Genomic DNA, 16,972 nt, shown 5'->3' on the forward strand with positions numbered 1-16,972 from the left:
TCCGCTTGTGGGATATTCAGGGCAACTTGATCGCTCAACCTTGGCGCGGGCATGAGTATTGGGTAAATTCCGCAGCTTTTAGCCCTGATGGTAAACTGATTGCCAGTGGTAGTCTTGATGGAACAGTGCGCTTGTGGAACTGTGGGTGGCAAGAATGGTTGCAAGTTTGCTGCAACAGGTTACATTATCATCCCGTCTTTCAAAATCTTGAAAATGGCAGTGATGTAGAAATTGCCCACCAAACTTGTCAAAAATATGTATGGAATCCACAATGCCCTAAACAGTTGAACAATCAAGGTGCAGCAAAGCTAAAAGAGAAACCTTTTTCAGCAGCTTTGGAGGACTTTAACCAAGCAGTTCAACTTAATTTCACATCACACTGGAAACATCCCCTTGCTTGGCAATCAGTACCCACAGAGAACCCACGGTAAACGCATCCGTGACAGAGGTAATAAACTGCGATCGCTCTGTTGATTTCTATACGCAAGCACTTGCTTTTGAACTCGTTTCTAACATCATTGTTGAAGGACAGGATTACAGCGACCTAGAAGGTGTAACTGGGGCAAAAATTCGCATTGTCACCTTGCGATTAAGAGATGAACTCATCGAGTTAATGGAGTATCTCAATGTTGAGAGAAAACCCATCCCCAGCGATTCGCAAAGCAATGACCTGTGGTTTCAACATCTGGCAATTGTGGTGAGCGACATGGATCGCGCTTATGCACAAGTGCGTTCATTTCCCATTGAACCCATTTCAGTTGCGCCGCAGACAATACCACCTGATAATGAAGCATCTGGTGGTGTCCGTGCCTTCAAGTTTAAAGACCCTGATGGACATGATTTAGAGTTAATCTCGCTTTTGTCACTCTCCGACAACAAAAATCAAAAACAATGTTTAAAACTCTGACCGAAGAACACTCATGATACAAGCCCACGCCACTTGCTCTACTTGGGGAAACCCTAAGACCGCAGTGGCTCCTAAATTTATTTATGAGGATTAAAAATGTTTGAATGCGTGAATGCGTGAATTTTAAATTCCCCCTTCGCGTAGCGTCTCGCAGAGAAGGGGTTGACTACCGATATGGTTGGATTTGTTTAGCGTTTATAGCGATCGCTAATTAATAAAATCATCACTATCCAATGACAACACTAAATAACCAAAAAACCAATTCCCAAAACAGATTATCACTGGTTTCTTCAGTTTACGAAAAAAGCCAAGTTACTCAGATTCGTCTGCGGATACATATTCCCAAATGCTATCTGCAAGCACCCGTGATTTCGCAGTTAGTTTCTACTTATGGCTTAGTAGTTAATATTACCAACGCTATGCTACAACCAAATGCAGATGCAGAAGGATGCTTTGACATTGACCTGCGGGGAACAGTGCCACAAATTTCTAGCGGTTTAGCTTACCTAGAATCCTTGAATATTAGAATTGTGGGCAAGCCGAATGCTGACGGCGATAGTTGGTTTTACTGAAATAATTTAAATTTCATAATACCAAATTTCTTCTTCTCGCAACACAATTCGATGTAGAGAAAGACGATCAATCAAGCCCTCTTGCTCAAACTGCCCAAGAATACGAGTGATAGTCACACGAGTTGAACCGAGCATCTCCGCCAGGTCTTCATGAGTCAGACGCATATCTATTAAACGTCCCTTCTCAACTTCCAAACCAAACTTTTTGGATAACCATGCCAATAGCTTGATAAGCATAGTATCGACTTTTTTATGGCTACGAATGATCGTCAATTCTTGAGCCTGTTGGATATGGGCAAGTAGAGTTTCTGTTAGTTCAGTCCACTCCTTTAGAGGTAAAACTGTTGCCTCCACTTTAGTTAGGCATTCCATCTGATAAGGTTCTAATTTTGACAAACTCTTACCAACGACATCTCCAGGGCCCCACAATCCTAAAGCAACAGTTGTACCATCTTCCAGATAGCTAAAAGTTCTCACAAAACCCGTTTCAATCTTCCAAAGGTCGTTATAATGCTCTGGTAGAAATGACCTACGGGCAAAAAGTTGCTTAGTATTGTTACTGTTTGAACTAGAGAAGCTTGTGTACAAAGACACCATATTATATAAAACTATTCTCCGATAAATGAACCGTAGTATTATATTTATATCAGGTTCTAAGAACCTATGGCTATTTTAAAGAGCGGAGCAGGGGAGACAAGGGAGACAAGGGGGACAAGGGTGAATTATTGAACAAGTCTCTCCCTTATCTCCTCCTTTTCCTTGTCTACCTTGTCTCTTCTCAATGCCCAATGCCCCATTCGCTAAATTAAATTCCCGCACCATCAAGAAAATCTTCAATTATCCCATCAGAGTTTTTGCTCTTAGGGTTGTCGGTTAATTCGTCGCCAAGCTCAGTTGGAGACGAACTTGATTGATCTGACAACTGCTCGAACTGTTTCTCTAGAGACTTGACGCGTTCAAATAAAGCGCGGATTACTTCAGCTTCTACGTCACGGAATTTATCATGATCCAGAACATTGGTAGGTAAGTTGTTCTGACGAGTCACACGCCCTGGAATCCCAACTACAGTAGTGTTACTGGGCACATCTCTTAGCACCACAGAACCGGCTCCAATACGGACGCGATCGCCAATTTGAATATTTCCCAAAACCTTCGCACCCGTTCCCACAACTACATGAGAGCCTAAAGTTGGATGGCGTTTGCCACTTTCTTTCCCTGTCCCGCCAAGGGTGACGCCTTGATAAATTAGGGCATAGTCGCCCACGATCGCAGTCTCACCAATTACAACTCCCATTCCGTGGTCAATAAACACTCCCTGGCCAATTAATGCCCCAGGATGGATTTCAATTCCGGTTAAAAACCTACTAAGATGAGAAATAAATCTTGGTATGAAAGGAATTCCAATTTTATACAGCCAGTGTGCCAATCGATGAAACACTAGGGCATGAAGTCCAGGGTAACAAAATAATACTTCTAGCCAGTTACGGGCTGCTGGGTCACGCTCAAAAATGGTTTGCAAATCAGTTAGTAGCATACTCTGTTGAGATTTTTGTTGGTAAGTGAGGCTCTGAAAACAGAAACTCAGGATAATTCCCAGAAAAAGATCGAGTCCTTTATAGGAATTGTGTCATTTTACAATCTACGGTAAGTCGATAGATTATAGTGGTTTTGTGGATAATAAGTGGGATGCTATCACATTCCACAGTTGAAAAAAATTAATTTCGCATAAACTGCGATAAGTCCGTCAATTCACCGTAGTATATTGAGTACAGTCTTGAATAGCCAAAACTACGCTCTCTTGGATCTGTCTTCCAAAGTGGAATACGCGCTGCTAGCACTCTTAGAACTGGCAAGCCACCACGGGAAAAAACTTCCTTTAACCATGAGCGAGATCGTTGCCAAGCAACCCATACCTGAACGCTATCTGGAACAAATTTTGACCAACCTCCGGCGTGCTGGTGTGGTGCAGAGTCAACGCGGCTCTAAAGGAGGTTTCGTTTTAGCTCGTGAACCTTGGCAGATTACAATACTTGAAATTGTCACTTTGGTCGAAGGCGAACGGAAAGAGAAAGATACCTCTAACTCTCCGACTCTAGAAAAGACTCTGGTTTATGAAGTTTGGGAGCAAGCTAACGCTGCCTCAATTGAAGTTTTGGGTCGTTATACACTCCAAGACTTGTGCGAGGAAAGAGAAACTCGCGCTCAACAGAGTCCAATGTATTATATTTAGACACGACGGAGTACCCACATGCGGATAGCAAAAGATATCACAGAGTTAATCGGCCGAACTCCTTTAGTTCAATTAAACAAGATTCCCCAAGCTTCAGGAGCGGTTGCTCGGATTGTGGTGAAGCTAGAAAGCATGAATCCAGCATCTTCTGTGAAAGACCGGATTGGCGCGAGTATGGTGGAAGCGGCAGAAGAAGCAGGCTTGATTCACCCTGGAAAAACTGTTTTAGTAGAGCCAACTTCTGGAAATACAGGAATTGCGCTAGCGATGGTGGCAGCTGCCAAGGGCTACCATCTCATTCTAACGATGCCTGACACAATGAGCCACGAAAGACGATCCATGCTCAAAGCTTATGGCGCTCAACTAGAGTTAACGCCAGGGGTAGAAGGGATGCGAGGAGCGATCGCTCATGCAGAGCAGCTTGTAACTCAAACCCCCAATGCTTATATGTTGCAGCAGTTTCGCAACCCTGCTAACCCGAAAGTTCACGCCGAAACCACAGCCGAAGAAATTTGGAATGATACCGATGGAGAGGTAGATATTCTTGTGGCGGGAGTGGGTACTGGTGGGACGATTACGGGAGTTGCAGAAGTTATTAAAAAACGGAAGCCGAGTTTTCAAGCGATCGCAGTTGAACCAAGCAACAGTCCGGTATTAACAGGTGGTAAATCAGGGCCTCATAAAATTCAGGGTATCGGCGCGGGATTTGTTCCAGCAATTTACCGTTCAGAACTGGTAGATGAAGTGATTCAGGTAGCGGATGAACAAGCGATCGCTTACAGCCGTCGCCTCGCAAAAGAAGAAGGATTGCTATCAGGGATTTCTACTGGTGCTGCTTTATACGTTGCTATTCAAGTTGCACAACGTCCAGAAAATGCAGGTCGCCTCATCGTTATGATACAGCCTAGCTTCGGCGAACGCTACCTCAGCACCTCACTATTCAAAGACCCAGAAGAAAATGAGTGGTTAAGTAAAGTTTGATTCTTCATGGTAAGAATTCTCAGGATAAGACTCTTAATGAGGCAATTTAGAATCGTGAATTAAATAAGTTCCAGGATTAGATAGGGGCGGGTTTCCTCGATATAGTCGCGCAACTGTTAATTAGATAGTCAAATCCGCCCTTCTTTACAGTTTGGGGAGTTATTTAATCCTGATTCCTTAATACAAGAAGGCAACTATACTGGACTGGAGGCACAAAGAAGTTCGAGCCGTTCAAAACCAATAACAGTATGATAATACAGAATACACCAGAACTGGGTAGGTTAAATGGATACATGGAAGCTATGAGTTGTTGCCTACAAGGTGGCAACTATGTTATCTGGTTCAGTGCGAAGGGAATAAAGCTTGAGGATGGTGATTTAGAACCTCAAACATTGGACAAACTAGCCATTCAAAAAACTTCTCAAGAAGCAACGCCAGATTTAGAAATGCAAAGATTAATCCAATTGGCTTATCCAGGAGCAAAGCCAGAACTGGCTACCATGTGTGAGTGTTATCATGCTTCCACAGTAGTGACTACCAGAATTAATACTTTTATTGCACGCATCAACCCATCTGACGGATTCAAAAACGTTGAAAAATCCAAAAAGCGCAATCTGATTACAAGTTTTTGGCGGAATGTCAATGAGTGTATTGATTACCAGAATGCGAGAGTTTTTCAATATAATCCAGCCTTTGATATCGATGACGAACTGTGGGATTTTATTATCTGGGGATTTACATTTTTGATAGTTAATCAAGAACAAAGACAATGTTTATTAATACACGCTGGAGCATCTGATTAACAATAGCGATCGCCTAATCTTCTATTCTTTTGGAATATTGCGATTGCTTCGGCACACTCTCCTGCTATTCTACTGTGTACGCACAGCCGTTAGCTGATACAGAAACAGAAGTTTTTTCAAACATCAATACTTTCGGAAATTTCCGCCACGTCCGTCGTACTAGTTACATTCATTTACTAGAGTTTTCGCCAATTTCATCGCCACTTTCATTGTTTTTCACCAAAATAATTAAACAGACACCACTAGCAGCTAGCTTGATTGGACTTAAAGCTTCACTTTTTAATACAATAAAAGCGCCTAATCCGATAAGAACAAAAGGCACAAGATTATTAACGTAGTGAGTAAATACTTCAGCTATGACTCTGTTGCTAATTAATTTATATGCAACGTAGCACCAAACTCCTAATAATAGAAAAAATAATCCGATAATTACCAAAAAAGTCTCTAAGTTGCAGCTAGCAAATAAAGGTATATAAACACTAATATTATCACTCCCATTGGCAATGGTAACAGCAGCTACACTATAAGTTTGGGTAGAAAAAAAGCTAGGAATTGTTGATACTTCAGCTTCTTCTGTTCCAGCTATAATTTCTTTTGATGAATCTTCTTCCCGATTCACTAAGCTACTGATACCTATGGACATTGGGAGTAAACCAAGTAATCCAATCCAGCTTTTTGATAAAACTAATCCCCCAAACAAACCAGGAAGACTAAGAATTAACAGAACTGTAAAACCGAGAAACTGACCAGCAACTATATGCCGAGGGCGAAAGTTAGTATTTATTTGAGAAAAAAATAATAATAAAATGACAATATCATCAATGTTAGTGGCAATGAATGCAATTGCCCCTGTAGTAATTGCAGTAACTAACTCGTTCATATTTGACAGCAGTTTTCAGGTATTTAGACTACGACTGAGATGGGAAATGCGGAGTGGGGAGTGATGTAGTTCAATTACTTGAAAGGTTAATTTGGTATGGTTGTAAATCGTAAGTTCTAAAAATCCAGCATGAGTAAGCTAGGGACAGCCTTCAGTGAAGGGATAATTGCCTTCATCGCCACTAACATAGATGACATCATTATCTTGTTAATCTTTTTTTCACAGGTAGATGTTAACTTTCGGCGGCGGCATATCTTACTTGGTCAATATCTGGGTTTTACAGCCATTATCATCGCTAGCTTACCAGGATTTTTTGGGGGATTGGTTGTACAGCGAGAATGGATAGGATTGCTAGGATTGTTACCAATTGCTATTGGTATTCAGCAATTAGTATCTAGAAAAGAAGAAACTATAACAGTTCAGACAGTCAGTAGTGATTTTAGACAGTCTACACCTACTAACCCAGTATTGTCTTTTATTTTGAGTGTTTTGCATCCCCAAACCTATAAAGTGGCAGCAGTAACGATCGCTAATGGTGGTGACAATATTAGTATATATATCCCTTTGTTCGCAGGTCACAATCTTGCCAGTTTGGGGGTAATTCTAGGTATATTTTTTATCATGGTAGGGGTTTGGTGTGCGATCGCTTATTTTTTAAGCCGTCAACCTACTATTGCTGATATTTTAAGTCGCTACGGTAACGCTGTTGTACCTTTTGTGTTAATTGGCTTGGGTCTGTTGATTATGTACGAACGAGGTACATTTACTCTACTACCTTGGGTAAGAAGTTAATCAATATTGGATGTTGGATGTTGAATGCTGGATTTGCAATTGTAAATCTCAAATTGGTTACACCTGATGAACTAATTTCCAACTTACCATCATCAAAATGGTATAAATAATAAACCGTAGTGGACGCTGGGGAGCTACCTGGCAGATTTTAGCACCTAGTAACACCCCAGGCACAGAGCCTAGCCATATAGGGAGTACCAAACTCCAATCAACTGTTCCCAAGCTCAGATGACCAAGGGCTGTAAATAGCAATAAAATCGCTGCATGTGAAATATCTGTACCCACTAACTTCCGAGCATCAAGGCGGAAAAAACCAATCAGCACTAGGGCAAACATTGAACCTGATGACACGCTAGTTAGACCAACCAAACAGCCTAAAATTGCTCCCAAAGTAATTGTCATAAATCGACCAGAGTTAGTTTCTAAGTCTAACTTTGGCAGCTCGGGTAAATTAAATTTGGGGAAAAAAGTCAATAACAACAATTGCGCTAGTGCTAACACTGTGACTAGCAAAATCATCCCGCCAAGCAAACGGAGCAAGATATTATCCAGGCTATACTCACCTGTATGTTTAATGAAGTGCAAAATCCCCACTCCGAATAATGAGCCTGGAATACTCCCAAATGCCAGCCATTTGACAACTTCTGTGTCAAGGGTTTTCTGTTCCCAATGTTTGACGCTACCAACAATTTTCATCAAGGTGGCGGCCACAACATCAGAACTCACAGCGATAGAAGGCGGAACCTGAAAAATAAAAATCAACATTGGGGTGATGAGAGAGGCTCCACCAATTCCCGTCAAACCAACGATGATACCAACAAAAAAGCTTAAGAACGGTAGTAATAAATAGTGCATACTTTTCGGGGGTTTCAACAATTAGTTATCAGTTATCAGAGTCCTGTTGAGTCTCTCACTTCTATAAGTGAGCGGCGTCAGTGGGGGTTGATTAAATCCCAAACGAAGCCTTGATAACTTTTCACTGACTTAACTACGAGCAGCTAGAGAGCAGCAACTCAGCCAAACTATAGCCCAGTGCTAGACAGGGCTAGTTATGACAAGTTATTGTCTTTTTTAAGGATTCCTGGACAACTTAAAACCTGTGTGGAAGTTTTTGTAAGCATGACAACTGGCATTTAGCTCAACACAGACTTTGATAACTGCTTATTGGTCAGTTGCTCTGCTAAACTCAACTTCTAACTAGGTTTTTCTGCGGTTTTACATATAAAATCTCGTAAGACGATGCACTTACCGTATTTTACTCGTAAACACGATCAAACGTCCAGCGTATTCGCGTTGTATATCGCTCAATTATCTGGATAATACACCGCAGTCCGTCAAACTCACTACAGACTGGTTGCTCAAAAATTTACCTACAAGTTAATAAGCATAAGGATAATTCCAAATTTTGTTTTTGCAATCCAGTCAAAATCCTGTTTGACAAAGGTCAAATCGCCAACATTGCTGTTGAAATTCCTAATTACTTATAGTAGGGGTAGCATCAAACGGCGTTTATGACCAGGTGAAGTCTGCATTGGCTGGACGGAATTGACACCACTGCATGGTTTGGATCGTGCTCAAACTATGGCTATTGTGCTATCTAGCACCCTGACAATTAGGCGCGATCGCAAATGGCAAAGAGTTTAAGGAATAGCCAATGCCTAGTTTTTTACTCAGTATTGAAAAAAGCTTGACTTGCAAGAACTATCATGATAAATTCATCAAACCATTCGGTCGGTAATATTTTATTTACAACAATTTTCAATTCAATAAACTTCCTACTATCAAAATCGCTGTAATGTCCAAAGGCGAAGAAACAAAAACCAGAATTCTTCAGCAAGCAGCCGAACTGTTTAATCAACAGGGGTATGCAGGTTCATCGATGTCAGACATTATGCGTGTAACTGGATTGCAGAAAGGAGGAATTTACAATCACTTCCAAAGCAAAGACGATCTCGCACTACAGGCTTTTGATTTTGCGATCGCTCGCATTAAGCAGCATACTAGATTTGCATTACGAAGCAAACACCATGCAGTAGAACGTTTGCAAACAATCATTGGGGTGTTTAGTAGCTTCGTAGAAAATCCACCGATTAAGGGAGGGTGTCCACTGCTCAATACTGCTGTGGAAAGTGATGATGCTCATCCGGCGTTGCGAGAACGTGCTCAACAAGCAATGAACTCTTGGCTGCATCTAATTTGTCGAATTATTGAAAAAGGAATTGAAAAGGGTGAAATTCGCCCGGAAGTGAGTGCTGATGAAATCGCTACTATCATCATCGCAACACTGGAAGGAGGCATAATGATCAGCAAGCTTTATGGAGATTCAATTCATATACATAGGGTAATTAATCACCTGATTCAATACTTGGAAACTTCTCTTTAATTGAACAGACCGAGCAGTATTAAAAAATATTAAGAGAAATAATGCTAGTAAATAACAACTTACACAGACCATTAGAAGTAGTATTAGCAATTCCTGTAAAAACATACGACATTGATTTTATGGGAATTGTGAGTAATATCGTGTATATCAGATGGCTAGAGGATTTACGTCTAAAGTTTTTAGATGAACATTGGCAACTCAATCAACAAATTGAGCTAGGATATACACCGATTCTAGCTGGAACTGAAATTGAATATAAACGTCCGATAAAGATTATCGATCGGGTAATTGGACGTTTATGGCTGAGTAGTTTAGGACGCTTAAAGTTGACTGTGCAAGCTGAAATTTTATCTAACAATGAGTTAGCAGCAGTGGCTAGCCAGAAGGGTGGTTTTGTCAGTCTGCAAAATAATCGTCTTATTCCCATTCCAGAGGAATTACAGAAAAAATATTTACAGTATCAACAAGGGATTCGGAAAATTTAATAATTAGGAATACTTCAATGTTTTTTTGAGTTTTTACAGGCTGTTCGGTTTGTTTGTCAATATAATCTGGACTATAATACCGATTCTTCATGAATACGCGAAAGAACTCCACTACCTGCGGCACCTCCCCTTGGTAAAAGCAGATTGGGAGAGGTTTCTAAAAACTTACTAATTTCTTGATGGTTCTCCTTAAATCCCCTCTCTGTAAGCGGGGCTAGCATGTACACAAGTCGAAAAAAGCTCGATTTACTATTCCTCTCATTCCCATGTAGAGTATGGAAACGAGCAAAACCTCATCAAGTTTAGGTTTATCTCAGGCAACGTTGGGACAGCATCAGCAGGATTGTATGGAAACGAGCAAAACCTCATCAAGTTTAGGTTTTTAAGACTTGTGTGTGTAGCCTAGACAAGCAAGGAGGGGAGACGAAGTGTAGCTTAAGCTCTTTGGGGTTATTCGGGTTTAATAAGCAATCAAGCGGACATGATATAAGAGGTCAAATATTCACAAATATAGTGTTGAGTGGGCAAACAGCCAACTTTTTTATTGTCAATCTCGTAAATATACGGGAACTTCTTGTTTTGAGTTTTGGTCACTTTATCTCACTTTAAATAGCAAGGCGGTTCTGACTCCAATCAATTAGGTATAGTCCAACTCAGGCATTGCAGCCTTATATGTCGTCCAATTTAACTGAACCCTAACTCTTCGGTAAACCACTGTACCCATCCAAAGGTATGTACAACTGCTATTATCCATTGTCAGCTTTTCCTGAATTGTCTTTATATATACAATAATTACACTTTGTTAGTCAGATTAACGCAGACTTCAAGCTCTTTCAAATCTCTAAAATGGATGTTTGCTTATGGAAAAATTTCGTCATATCCAACCAAATATTACCATAATTCTTTATATATATACTAAAATTCTATGAAAGCTATATCAAACGACACTTCAAACACTTTTGCACCCAAAAACCTCTATACTAGACTAAACTTTGATAAATTTGAGAGTTTTGTTAATTGCAACACCAAAAACTATCAATTTTTAGATGAAATACTAGCGTATCTTATAGTCTATAGTTTTTAAGGTTTAGTCAAAACTATATCCAGTATCATCAAAAAACTGCAAACTTCATGTGGTGCCAAAATCAAGTGGGGAGTGAAAACATGAATTTACGTAGAGATGCATTGCAAATCCTCAAAGAAACTAGCCGAACTTTTTATATCCCAATTAGTGTTTTACCGCCAGGATTACAAGAAGCAGTAGCATCAGCATATTTGTGTATGCGTGCCATTGATGAAATAGAAGATCATCCCGAACTAGATAACGCTACTAAAGCAAAGCTGCTAAGAACGATTAGCCTGACATTACAGGCAGGAGTTGATGGCTTTGCGGTAGATGCTTTCTTTGCAGGATTTAGTGGGTATGAGAATTCATTAGAAGAAGTCACTTTGAGGATTAGAGAATGGTCACTGCTAGCACCAGACACCATTGCACCTCGAATTTGGGATGCCACTGCTGCAATGGCAGACCGAATGGCTTACTGGGCAGAAAAAAACTGGAAAATTTACACAGAATCTGATTTGGATCGTTATACCTTTGGAGTTGCAGGTGCAGTGGGACTGTTACTTTCTGACTTGTGGACTTGGTATGATGGAACACAAACGAACCGTACCCAGGCAATTGGTTTTGGTCGAGGTTTACAAGCAGTTAATATCCTGCGTAACCATACTGAAGATTTGGGGCGTGGGGTAGAATTCTTCCCAGAAGGTTGGAGTGCAGAAAATATGCAAGAGTATGCCCGGCGCAATCTAGCCCTGGCAGAAGCTTATATCAAAGACCTTCCTACCGGGCCAGCCTTAGATTTTTGTCAAATCCCCTTCACCTTAGCAAACGGCACTCTTGACGCCCTTGCTAATGGTAAAGAGAAACTCAGCCGCAGTGATGTTTTTGCACTTATCGAACAGCTGATTAGTGTGAACATGAAAGCCAGCTAATACTCTGTTAACAACTAATGGAGATGATTCTAAATTGCCTCCAAATTTGGGCATCCAAAATCCTACAGCGATTTTCTGTAGGGGAGCCAGTGCGGTCTTGGGAGTCTCCCCAAGTATAGTAACTGGCGTTGGGCACTGCCCTCCAATACCTTTAAATACTAATTCTCTCATGCAAAAACCCAGATTAAAACTGACTTTTTCAATGGGATAGCAGCACGATGCACGTCACAAGCCTTAAGAGAGCGTCATTAGGAATTACAAATTGGTATAAAGTAGGATAAACACTATTTGCCAATTTAAGTATAATAAATAATCTTGTTTAGCGATCGCTTTACGTAATTTCAGTTAAACTTTAGGAACTCTTCAAAGGATTTCCAGCAAAAATTACCTGGCAAGAGTTGATTAATGTCTAAATAATTGAAAGGGAGTATAACACTCCCCGTGATTATTCGTGCAGCGAGTTGAGAGTGCATGAGCTACTGCTTAAATCCTACCTGTTCCAATCCAGAAAATTTGGTATATAGCCAAAGGTGTCAGTCTTGTGGCTCGCAACTACTGTTGCGCGATCGCTATCAGGCGATCAAACCATTAGGTCAGGGTGGCTTTGGAGCGACCTTCCTAGCCAACGATCAAGGCTTACCAGGAGAACCGAGTTGCGTAATCAAACAATTACGCCCATCAGGAAGCGCCCCACACGTTTTGCAGATGGCCAGAGAACTTTTTGAACGAGAAGCCAAAACTCTAGGTAAGATTGGCAATCATCCCCAAGTACCAAGATTGTTAGACTATTTTGAAGATTGCGAACAATTCTACTTAGTTCAAGAATATATCAGTGGTGATACCTTGCAAGAGGAGGTTAAACTTAACGGCATCTTGAGCGAAACTGGAGTCAAGCAATTTTTGAGCGAGATTTTGCCACTGTTGCAATACATCCATGAGCAAAAGGTGATTCACCGTGATATCAAGCCAGCCAACTTAATCCGCCGCACCCAAGATGCCAGAATGGTACTCATCGACTTTGGTGCTGTCAAAAACCAAATTAGCCAAAGTGCGACAAGTCCATCAGGACAGACAGCATTAACTGCGTATGCTATTGGTACTCCTGGTTTTGCACCTCCAGAGCAAATGGCTATGCGTCCAGTCTACGCCAGTGATATTTATGCATTAGGGGTAACATGCATTTATTTACTGACTAGCAAAACTCCTAAAGATTTAGATTACAATCCCAACACTGGCGAAATGATGTGGGAGCAGCTTGTGCAAGTGAGCGATCACTTGGGCAATGTGTTGCGAAAAATGTTAGAGGTGTCTGTACGTAATCGTTATCAGTCAGCAGCAGAAGTTCTTAGAGCATTGGAAATAGAACCATATTTAGATAGTTTATCAAAGGGTTTGCTGATTAAATCTGATAATGGATCTAAAGAGCGAACACATAATTACCTGGAAAATTCTGCTGTTTTATGTAATAATCCTGCTGCTACCAGCACTGGAGTGGCACAGGTAGCGGCAGCGATTCGTGCTAGACGAGCCAAGGTAGCGGAAGCCGCGGGATCACACCAGGGTTCTGGGATGGCCAAATCGACGACTTTCACTAGCAACAGCAATGGTTCACAAGTTCAAAATTCTAAAGTTGGGCGGAAGTTAGATACCCAAGGTTTATTAACAGCTTATCTGAAGGGAAGACGAGATTTTGCCTTACACGATTTAAATTTGCTGAATCTGCAAGGTGCTGATTTATCTCAAACAAATTTCCATTCTGCTCAATTGCAAAAAACCAATCTTCAGGGAGCTAATCTTCACAATAGTGACTTTGGCAGAGCCAGTCTCACTCGAGCAAATCTTAAGGATGCTAATTTGAGCAAAGCATATTTTAACCACGCTGATTTAGAAGGAGCAGACCTGCGAGGTGCAGACCTTAGCAATGCTTATCTCAGTAATGCTAACCTCCGAGGAGCCAATCTGTGTGGTGCTAATCTCACCAGTGCCAAAATTTCTGATGAGCAGCTAGCACTAGCAAAAACAAATTGGATGACCGTGCGTCCCAATGGGAAACGAGGCTTGTTGTGATTTTAAAGTGTGAACTACCCCAGCCTATATATAGAGAGATGGGGTTTCCCAATTCGTCGGGAATAGCCTCTCTTGTCGCTGTACTTCTATCCGAATATTCTCCTAATATTAGATTCTAGATTATCCTGACGGATGAACCCTTTTTATTGAAATCAATTATTTTAGATTAGCAGAATAGCCTCAACTCCCTGCTTTTAAGCTCTCCATTTTTATTAACAATTTTAAAACGCTTATTTTATCAGAATCACAAGGCTGAACTTTTCTCACATCTGGGAAATTATCCCTGATTCTTTTCGATAAAAACTTAGATATATTCAGAATTGACCAAATATATATAATGTTTAGGTTGAGCGATAGCTATCACTATCATGAATATTAATAAATCTCCAACTATCTAGTAAAAATACGTAGATATTTGTCAATTCTTCATGAAATCTTTATAATTTCTATCTGTTACAAATAACAAATGATTATTTACAATAAACAATAAAGCATAATAATTTTCTAAAAATATTTTCATGCTTTTTTATGGTTATAAACAAAAAGGAATCTCACACCTAAAATTTTTAAAATAGAATGATTCTAAACCACTAAATTTTTCAGATGGCAGCAAAAAGCAAAAAATCAATTATCCCTGATTGTAGGCTGGAGAAATATATCACAACCGAAATCAGGTAGTATAAGGTTTACGTATAATGACTGACTTTGCACAAACGGAAATAGAACGCCGATTAACTTTATATCAAGTATTCCTCAAGTTGTATGAACATCACAGCAGCCTTCTAGATGAAATTCTTCAGCTAGAAAACCTATCTCAACCGTCGTTGAGGAGAGTCAAGGCGGGTTACGTACATGGTGTAGTGGATGATACTGCTGTTTATCTGATGACTAACTTGAGCGACAATCAGACTCAGAGTTTACGACAGCCACAACAAATCTGGACGATAGGTCGTAATCGCAACAGTGGTATTTACATTGCTGACAGTCATTTGTCTCGTCGCCATGCTGCTATTCAGCATATTGACGAGCAAGGGTTTTACTTAATTGATTTTAACAGTACCAATGGCTCGTTTGTGAATGGTAATCGCGCTCTTAGGCCGATCAAGCTTAAAGATGGCGATCGCATCCGTCTAGGAAATATGACTTTTGATTTTTTTGTGAATTCTGCCTACCGTGTTCTGCCAACTGTTGCAATGGATTTATTGATGCAGCTTGTGCATCGAAGGAATAATACAGTAGATATGCTTACTTATTCCCAGAATAGACAAAAATCTCTAACTGAAAAATCAGATTCTAATTTAGAGGCTTTCAGAAATTTCGGAATAGTTGAGAAGGTTGAAAATTTTTATGACAACTTCAGTTCAGAGCAGAAATCAGAAATTTTAGACCGCCTGTTTACCACACAAATAGCGTCTAATACCAGCCAGCTAAAAAATTGGAATTTCTAGAAGTTTTCAATTGCTTCAGCAGTGCTGTTAACAATAGCTTGACATTTAGTCTGTGAGTCTGTGCTGAGTAAGAAAGTAATACCAATTCAAAATTCACGCATTCAAAAGTCAAAATGAATAAAGCCAGACAGAGCAAAGGTTTGGGAGTATGTATCTGTCGCATTCTTTTTTCAAATTGGTATAAGGTTTGCTGAGACAGACAAGCAGACAAATAGTGAAAGTTAAAAAGGAACAAGGAATAGGGAACTCGTCAAAATATATAAAAAAAATTAAGAATTTGATTAAATATCATAGCAATCATTTTGGAGTGGCATCTCTAGCTCAAAATAAAAAGAAAGCGATTCAGCGATTGAGTGAGCAAGTTATGCTCTATCCTGGCAACAGGAGGATACTCAAGGTCTACCAGTAGTAGTAATAAAGGTAGTGATGTACTCCAGTTATGTGGCTCACCGCTACGCGTCTACGCCAAAAAAACCCCCAGCGAGCGTTAGCCAACCAGGGGAGTTAGTTATCAGGGTGCATCTACCAATTAAATGTTCTCAGGTTGAAGACCGTACTCCGGATAAATTTGGACAAAGGTCAGTTATTTTTTAAATAAAAAAACCCCCAGTGGGTGTTAACCTACTAGGAGAGTGAGTTATCAGGGTGCATCTACCAATAATCTTTTCTAGGGGCAGCCAGCATCTTCCGGGAAAAATGAACTAAATCAGAGGCGATATCTACAATGGGCTGTGACGTTCGTACCTCTATGGAGAAGCAAGCTACGCGTATCATCTCTAAGAGGAAAAAGTCGCTAAGATTTTTCTGCAAAACGCATTTGCGATCGCTATTGGTAATGCAACTAGTAGAAAAAACTCCCAGTGGGTGTTAACCTATCAGGGGAGTGAGTTATCAGGGTCAGTTATTTTTCTTAAATAAAAAAACCCCCAGTGGGTGTTAACCTACTAGGAGAGTGAGTTATCAGGGTGCATCTACCAATAATCTTTTCTAGGGGCAACTAGTATCTTCCGGGAAAAAAGAACTAAATCAGAGGCAATGTCTAGGATGGGCTGTGAAGCTCGTACCCCGATAAAGAAGCAAGCCACGCATAGCGTCTTAGACAGTGAAAGACTCGCCAACATTTCTATACCAGACGCATTCGTTATCGGTGACGCAAGTAGAAAAAACCCCCAGTGGGTGTTAACCAACCAGGGGAGTGAGTTATCAGGGTGCATCTACCAATAATCTTTTCTAAAATAAATGGGTCGCTACCGGATAAATTAGCAGAGGTTGAAGTTGTTACTGTTTGTCGAGCGAAGAAAAACCTCAGAGGGGTTAGTTATCAGGACAAACCTACCAATTAAACGCTCGGTGCGCTGCTTGACATAATGGGTGTGTCAGAGTTAATCAATAGCACTCAATTTTCATAAAAAAACCCCCCAGTGGGCGT

Annotated in this window: 15 protein-coding genes and 1 pseudogene; 12 read left to right on the plus strand and 4 right to left on the minus strand. The window is 40.5% G+C overall.

From position 1 onward, the window contains the following. The 3 genes and pseudogenes from ACFE93_RS02355 to ACFE93_RS02365 all read left to right on the plus strand — a co-directional run. A pseudogene (locus ACFE93_RS02355) lies at nucleotides 1-431 on the plus strand (hypothetical protein); the annotation flags it as partial. 8 nt (nucleotides 432-439) lie between these two features. After that, a complete protein-coding gene (locus tag ACFE93_RS02360; RefSeq protein WP_375471844.1) occupies nucleotides 440-907 on the plus strand; it encodes a VOC family protein in 468 nt (155 codons plus the stop codon). A 233-nt stretch (nucleotides 908-1,140) separates the two neighbouring features. Continuing rightward, the gene (locus ACFE93_RS02365) at nucleotides 1,141-1,479 is read left to right on the plus strand and encodes an NIL domain-containing protein (protein WP_375471845.1); all 339 of its coding nucleotides are present in this window, start codon (nucleotides 1,141-1,143) and stop codon (nucleotides 1,477-1,479) included. 6 nt (nucleotides 1,480-1,485) lie between these two features. Here ACFE93_RS02365 and ACFE93_RS02370 read toward each other — a convergent pair whose 3' ends face one another. Together ACFE93_RS02370 and cysE are read right to left on the minus strand one after the other, a co-directional pair. Further along, nucleotides 1,486-2,076 (minus strand): Crp/Fnr family transcriptional regulator, encoded by a 591-nt coding sequence (locus ACFE93_RS02370; protein ID WP_375471846.1) that lies wholly within the window; start codon nucleotides 2,074-2,076, stop codon nucleotides 1,486-1,488. A gap of 208 nt (nucleotides 2,077-2,284) precedes the next feature. Continuing rightward, complete coding sequence (cysE, locus tag ACFE93_RS02375) at nucleotides 2,285-3,013, minus strand: serine O-acetyltransferase (protein WP_375471847.1); 729 nt, start codon at nucleotides 3,011-3,013, stop codon at nucleotides 2,285-2,287. Between the two features lie 213 nt (nucleotides 3,014-3,226). On the opposite strand from cysE, the gene ACFE93_RS02380 reads away from it, so the two are divergent. From ACFE93_RS02380 to ACFE93_RS02390, 3 genes are all read left to right on the plus strand, one after another. Continuing rightward, nucleotides 3,227-3,709, plus strand: a complete 483-nt coding sequence (locus ACFE93_RS02380; RefSeq protein ID WP_375471895.1) for an RrF2 family transcriptional regulator — start codon at nucleotides 3,227-3,229, stop codon at nucleotides 3,707-3,709. A gap of 18 nt (nucleotides 3,710-3,727) precedes the next feature. Beyond that, the gene (cysK, locus tag ACFE93_RS02385) at nucleotides 3,728-4,690 is read left to right on the plus strand and encodes a cysteine synthase A (protein ID WP_375471848.1); all 963 of its coding nucleotides are present in this window, start codon (nucleotides 3,728-3,730) and stop codon (nucleotides 4,688-4,690) included. A gap of 248 nt (nucleotides 4,691-4,938) precedes the next feature. After that, nucleotides 4,939-5,493, plus strand: coding sequence for a hypothetical protein (locus tag ACFE93_RS02390; RefSeq protein WP_375471849.1), 555 nt, complete (start codon nucleotides 4,939-4,941; stop codon nucleotides 5,491-5,493). A gap of 169 nt (nucleotides 5,494-5,662) precedes the next feature. On the opposite strand, the gene ACFE93_RS02395 is transcribed toward ACFE93_RS02390, so the two are convergent. Further along, a complete protein-coding gene (locus ACFE93_RS02395; protein WP_375471850.1) occupies nucleotides 5,663-6,373 on the minus strand; it encodes a cadmium resistance transporter in 711 nt (236 codons plus the stop codon). Between the two features lie 129 nt (nucleotides 6,374-6,502). On the opposite strand from ACFE93_RS02395, the gene ACFE93_RS02400 reads away from it, so the two are divergent. Then, complete coding sequence (locus ACFE93_RS02400; protein WP_375471851.1) at nucleotides 6,503-7,165, plus strand: cadmium resistance transporter; 663 nt, start codon at nucleotides 6,503-6,505, stop codon at nucleotides 7,163-7,165. A 57-nt stretch (nucleotides 7,166-7,222) separates the two neighbouring features. Here the strand turns inward: ACFE93_RS02400 and ACFE93_RS02405 are convergent, their stop codons facing one another. Next, entirely contained in the window at nucleotides 7,223-8,020 is a 798-nt protein-coding gene (locus ACFE93_RS02405) for a sulfite exporter TauE/SafE family protein (RefSeq protein ID WP_375471852.1), read from the minus strand. Nucleotides 8,021-8,960: 940 nt separating this feature from the next. Between ACFE93_RS02405 and ACFE93_RS02410 the strand changes: the two genes are divergently transcribed. From ACFE93_RS02410 to ACFE93_RS02430, 5 genes are all read left to right on the plus strand, one after another. Next, nucleotides 8,961-9,548: a TetR family transcriptional regulator C-terminal domain-containing protein gene (locus ACFE93_RS02410; protein ID WP_375471853.1), complete on the plus strand. Its 588-nt coding sequence runs from the start codon at nucleotides 8,961-8,963 to the stop codon at nucleotides 9,546-9,548. Between the two features lie 41 nt (nucleotides 9,549-9,589). Then, a complete protein-coding gene (locus ACFE93_RS02415; RefSeq protein WP_375471854.1) occupies nucleotides 9,590-10,033 on the plus strand; it encodes an acyl-CoA thioesterase in 444 nt (147 codons plus the stop codon). Nucleotides 10,034-11,197: 1,164 nt separating this feature from the next. Beyond that, nucleotides 11,198-12,028, plus strand: coding sequence for a phytoene/squalene synthase family protein (locus ACFE93_RS02420; protein ID WP_292748868.1), 831 nt, complete (start codon nucleotides 11,198-11,200; stop codon nucleotides 12,026-12,028). A gap of 471 nt (nucleotides 12,029-12,499) precedes the next feature. After that, nucleotides 12,500-14,095, plus strand: a complete 1,596-nt coding sequence (locus ACFE93_RS02425; RefSeq protein WP_375471855.1) for a pentapeptide repeat-containing protein — start codon at nucleotides 12,500-12,502, stop codon at nucleotides 14,093-14,095. Nucleotides 14,096-14,790: 695 nt separating this feature from the next. Continuing rightward, nucleotides 14,791-15,543 carry an FHA domain-containing protein gene (locus ACFE93_RS02430; protein WP_375471856.1) on the plus strand — a complete coding sequence of 251 codons (753 nt, stop codon included), beginning with the start codon at nucleotides 14,791-14,793 and terminating at the stop codon, nucleotides 15,541-15,543. Nucleotides 15,544-16,972: the final 1,429 nt, after the last annotated feature.

Source organism: uncultured Nostoc sp., from assembly GCF_964247315.1.
GTDB lineage: Bacteria > Cyanobacteriota > Cyanobacteriia > Cyanobacteriales > Nostocaceae > Nostoc.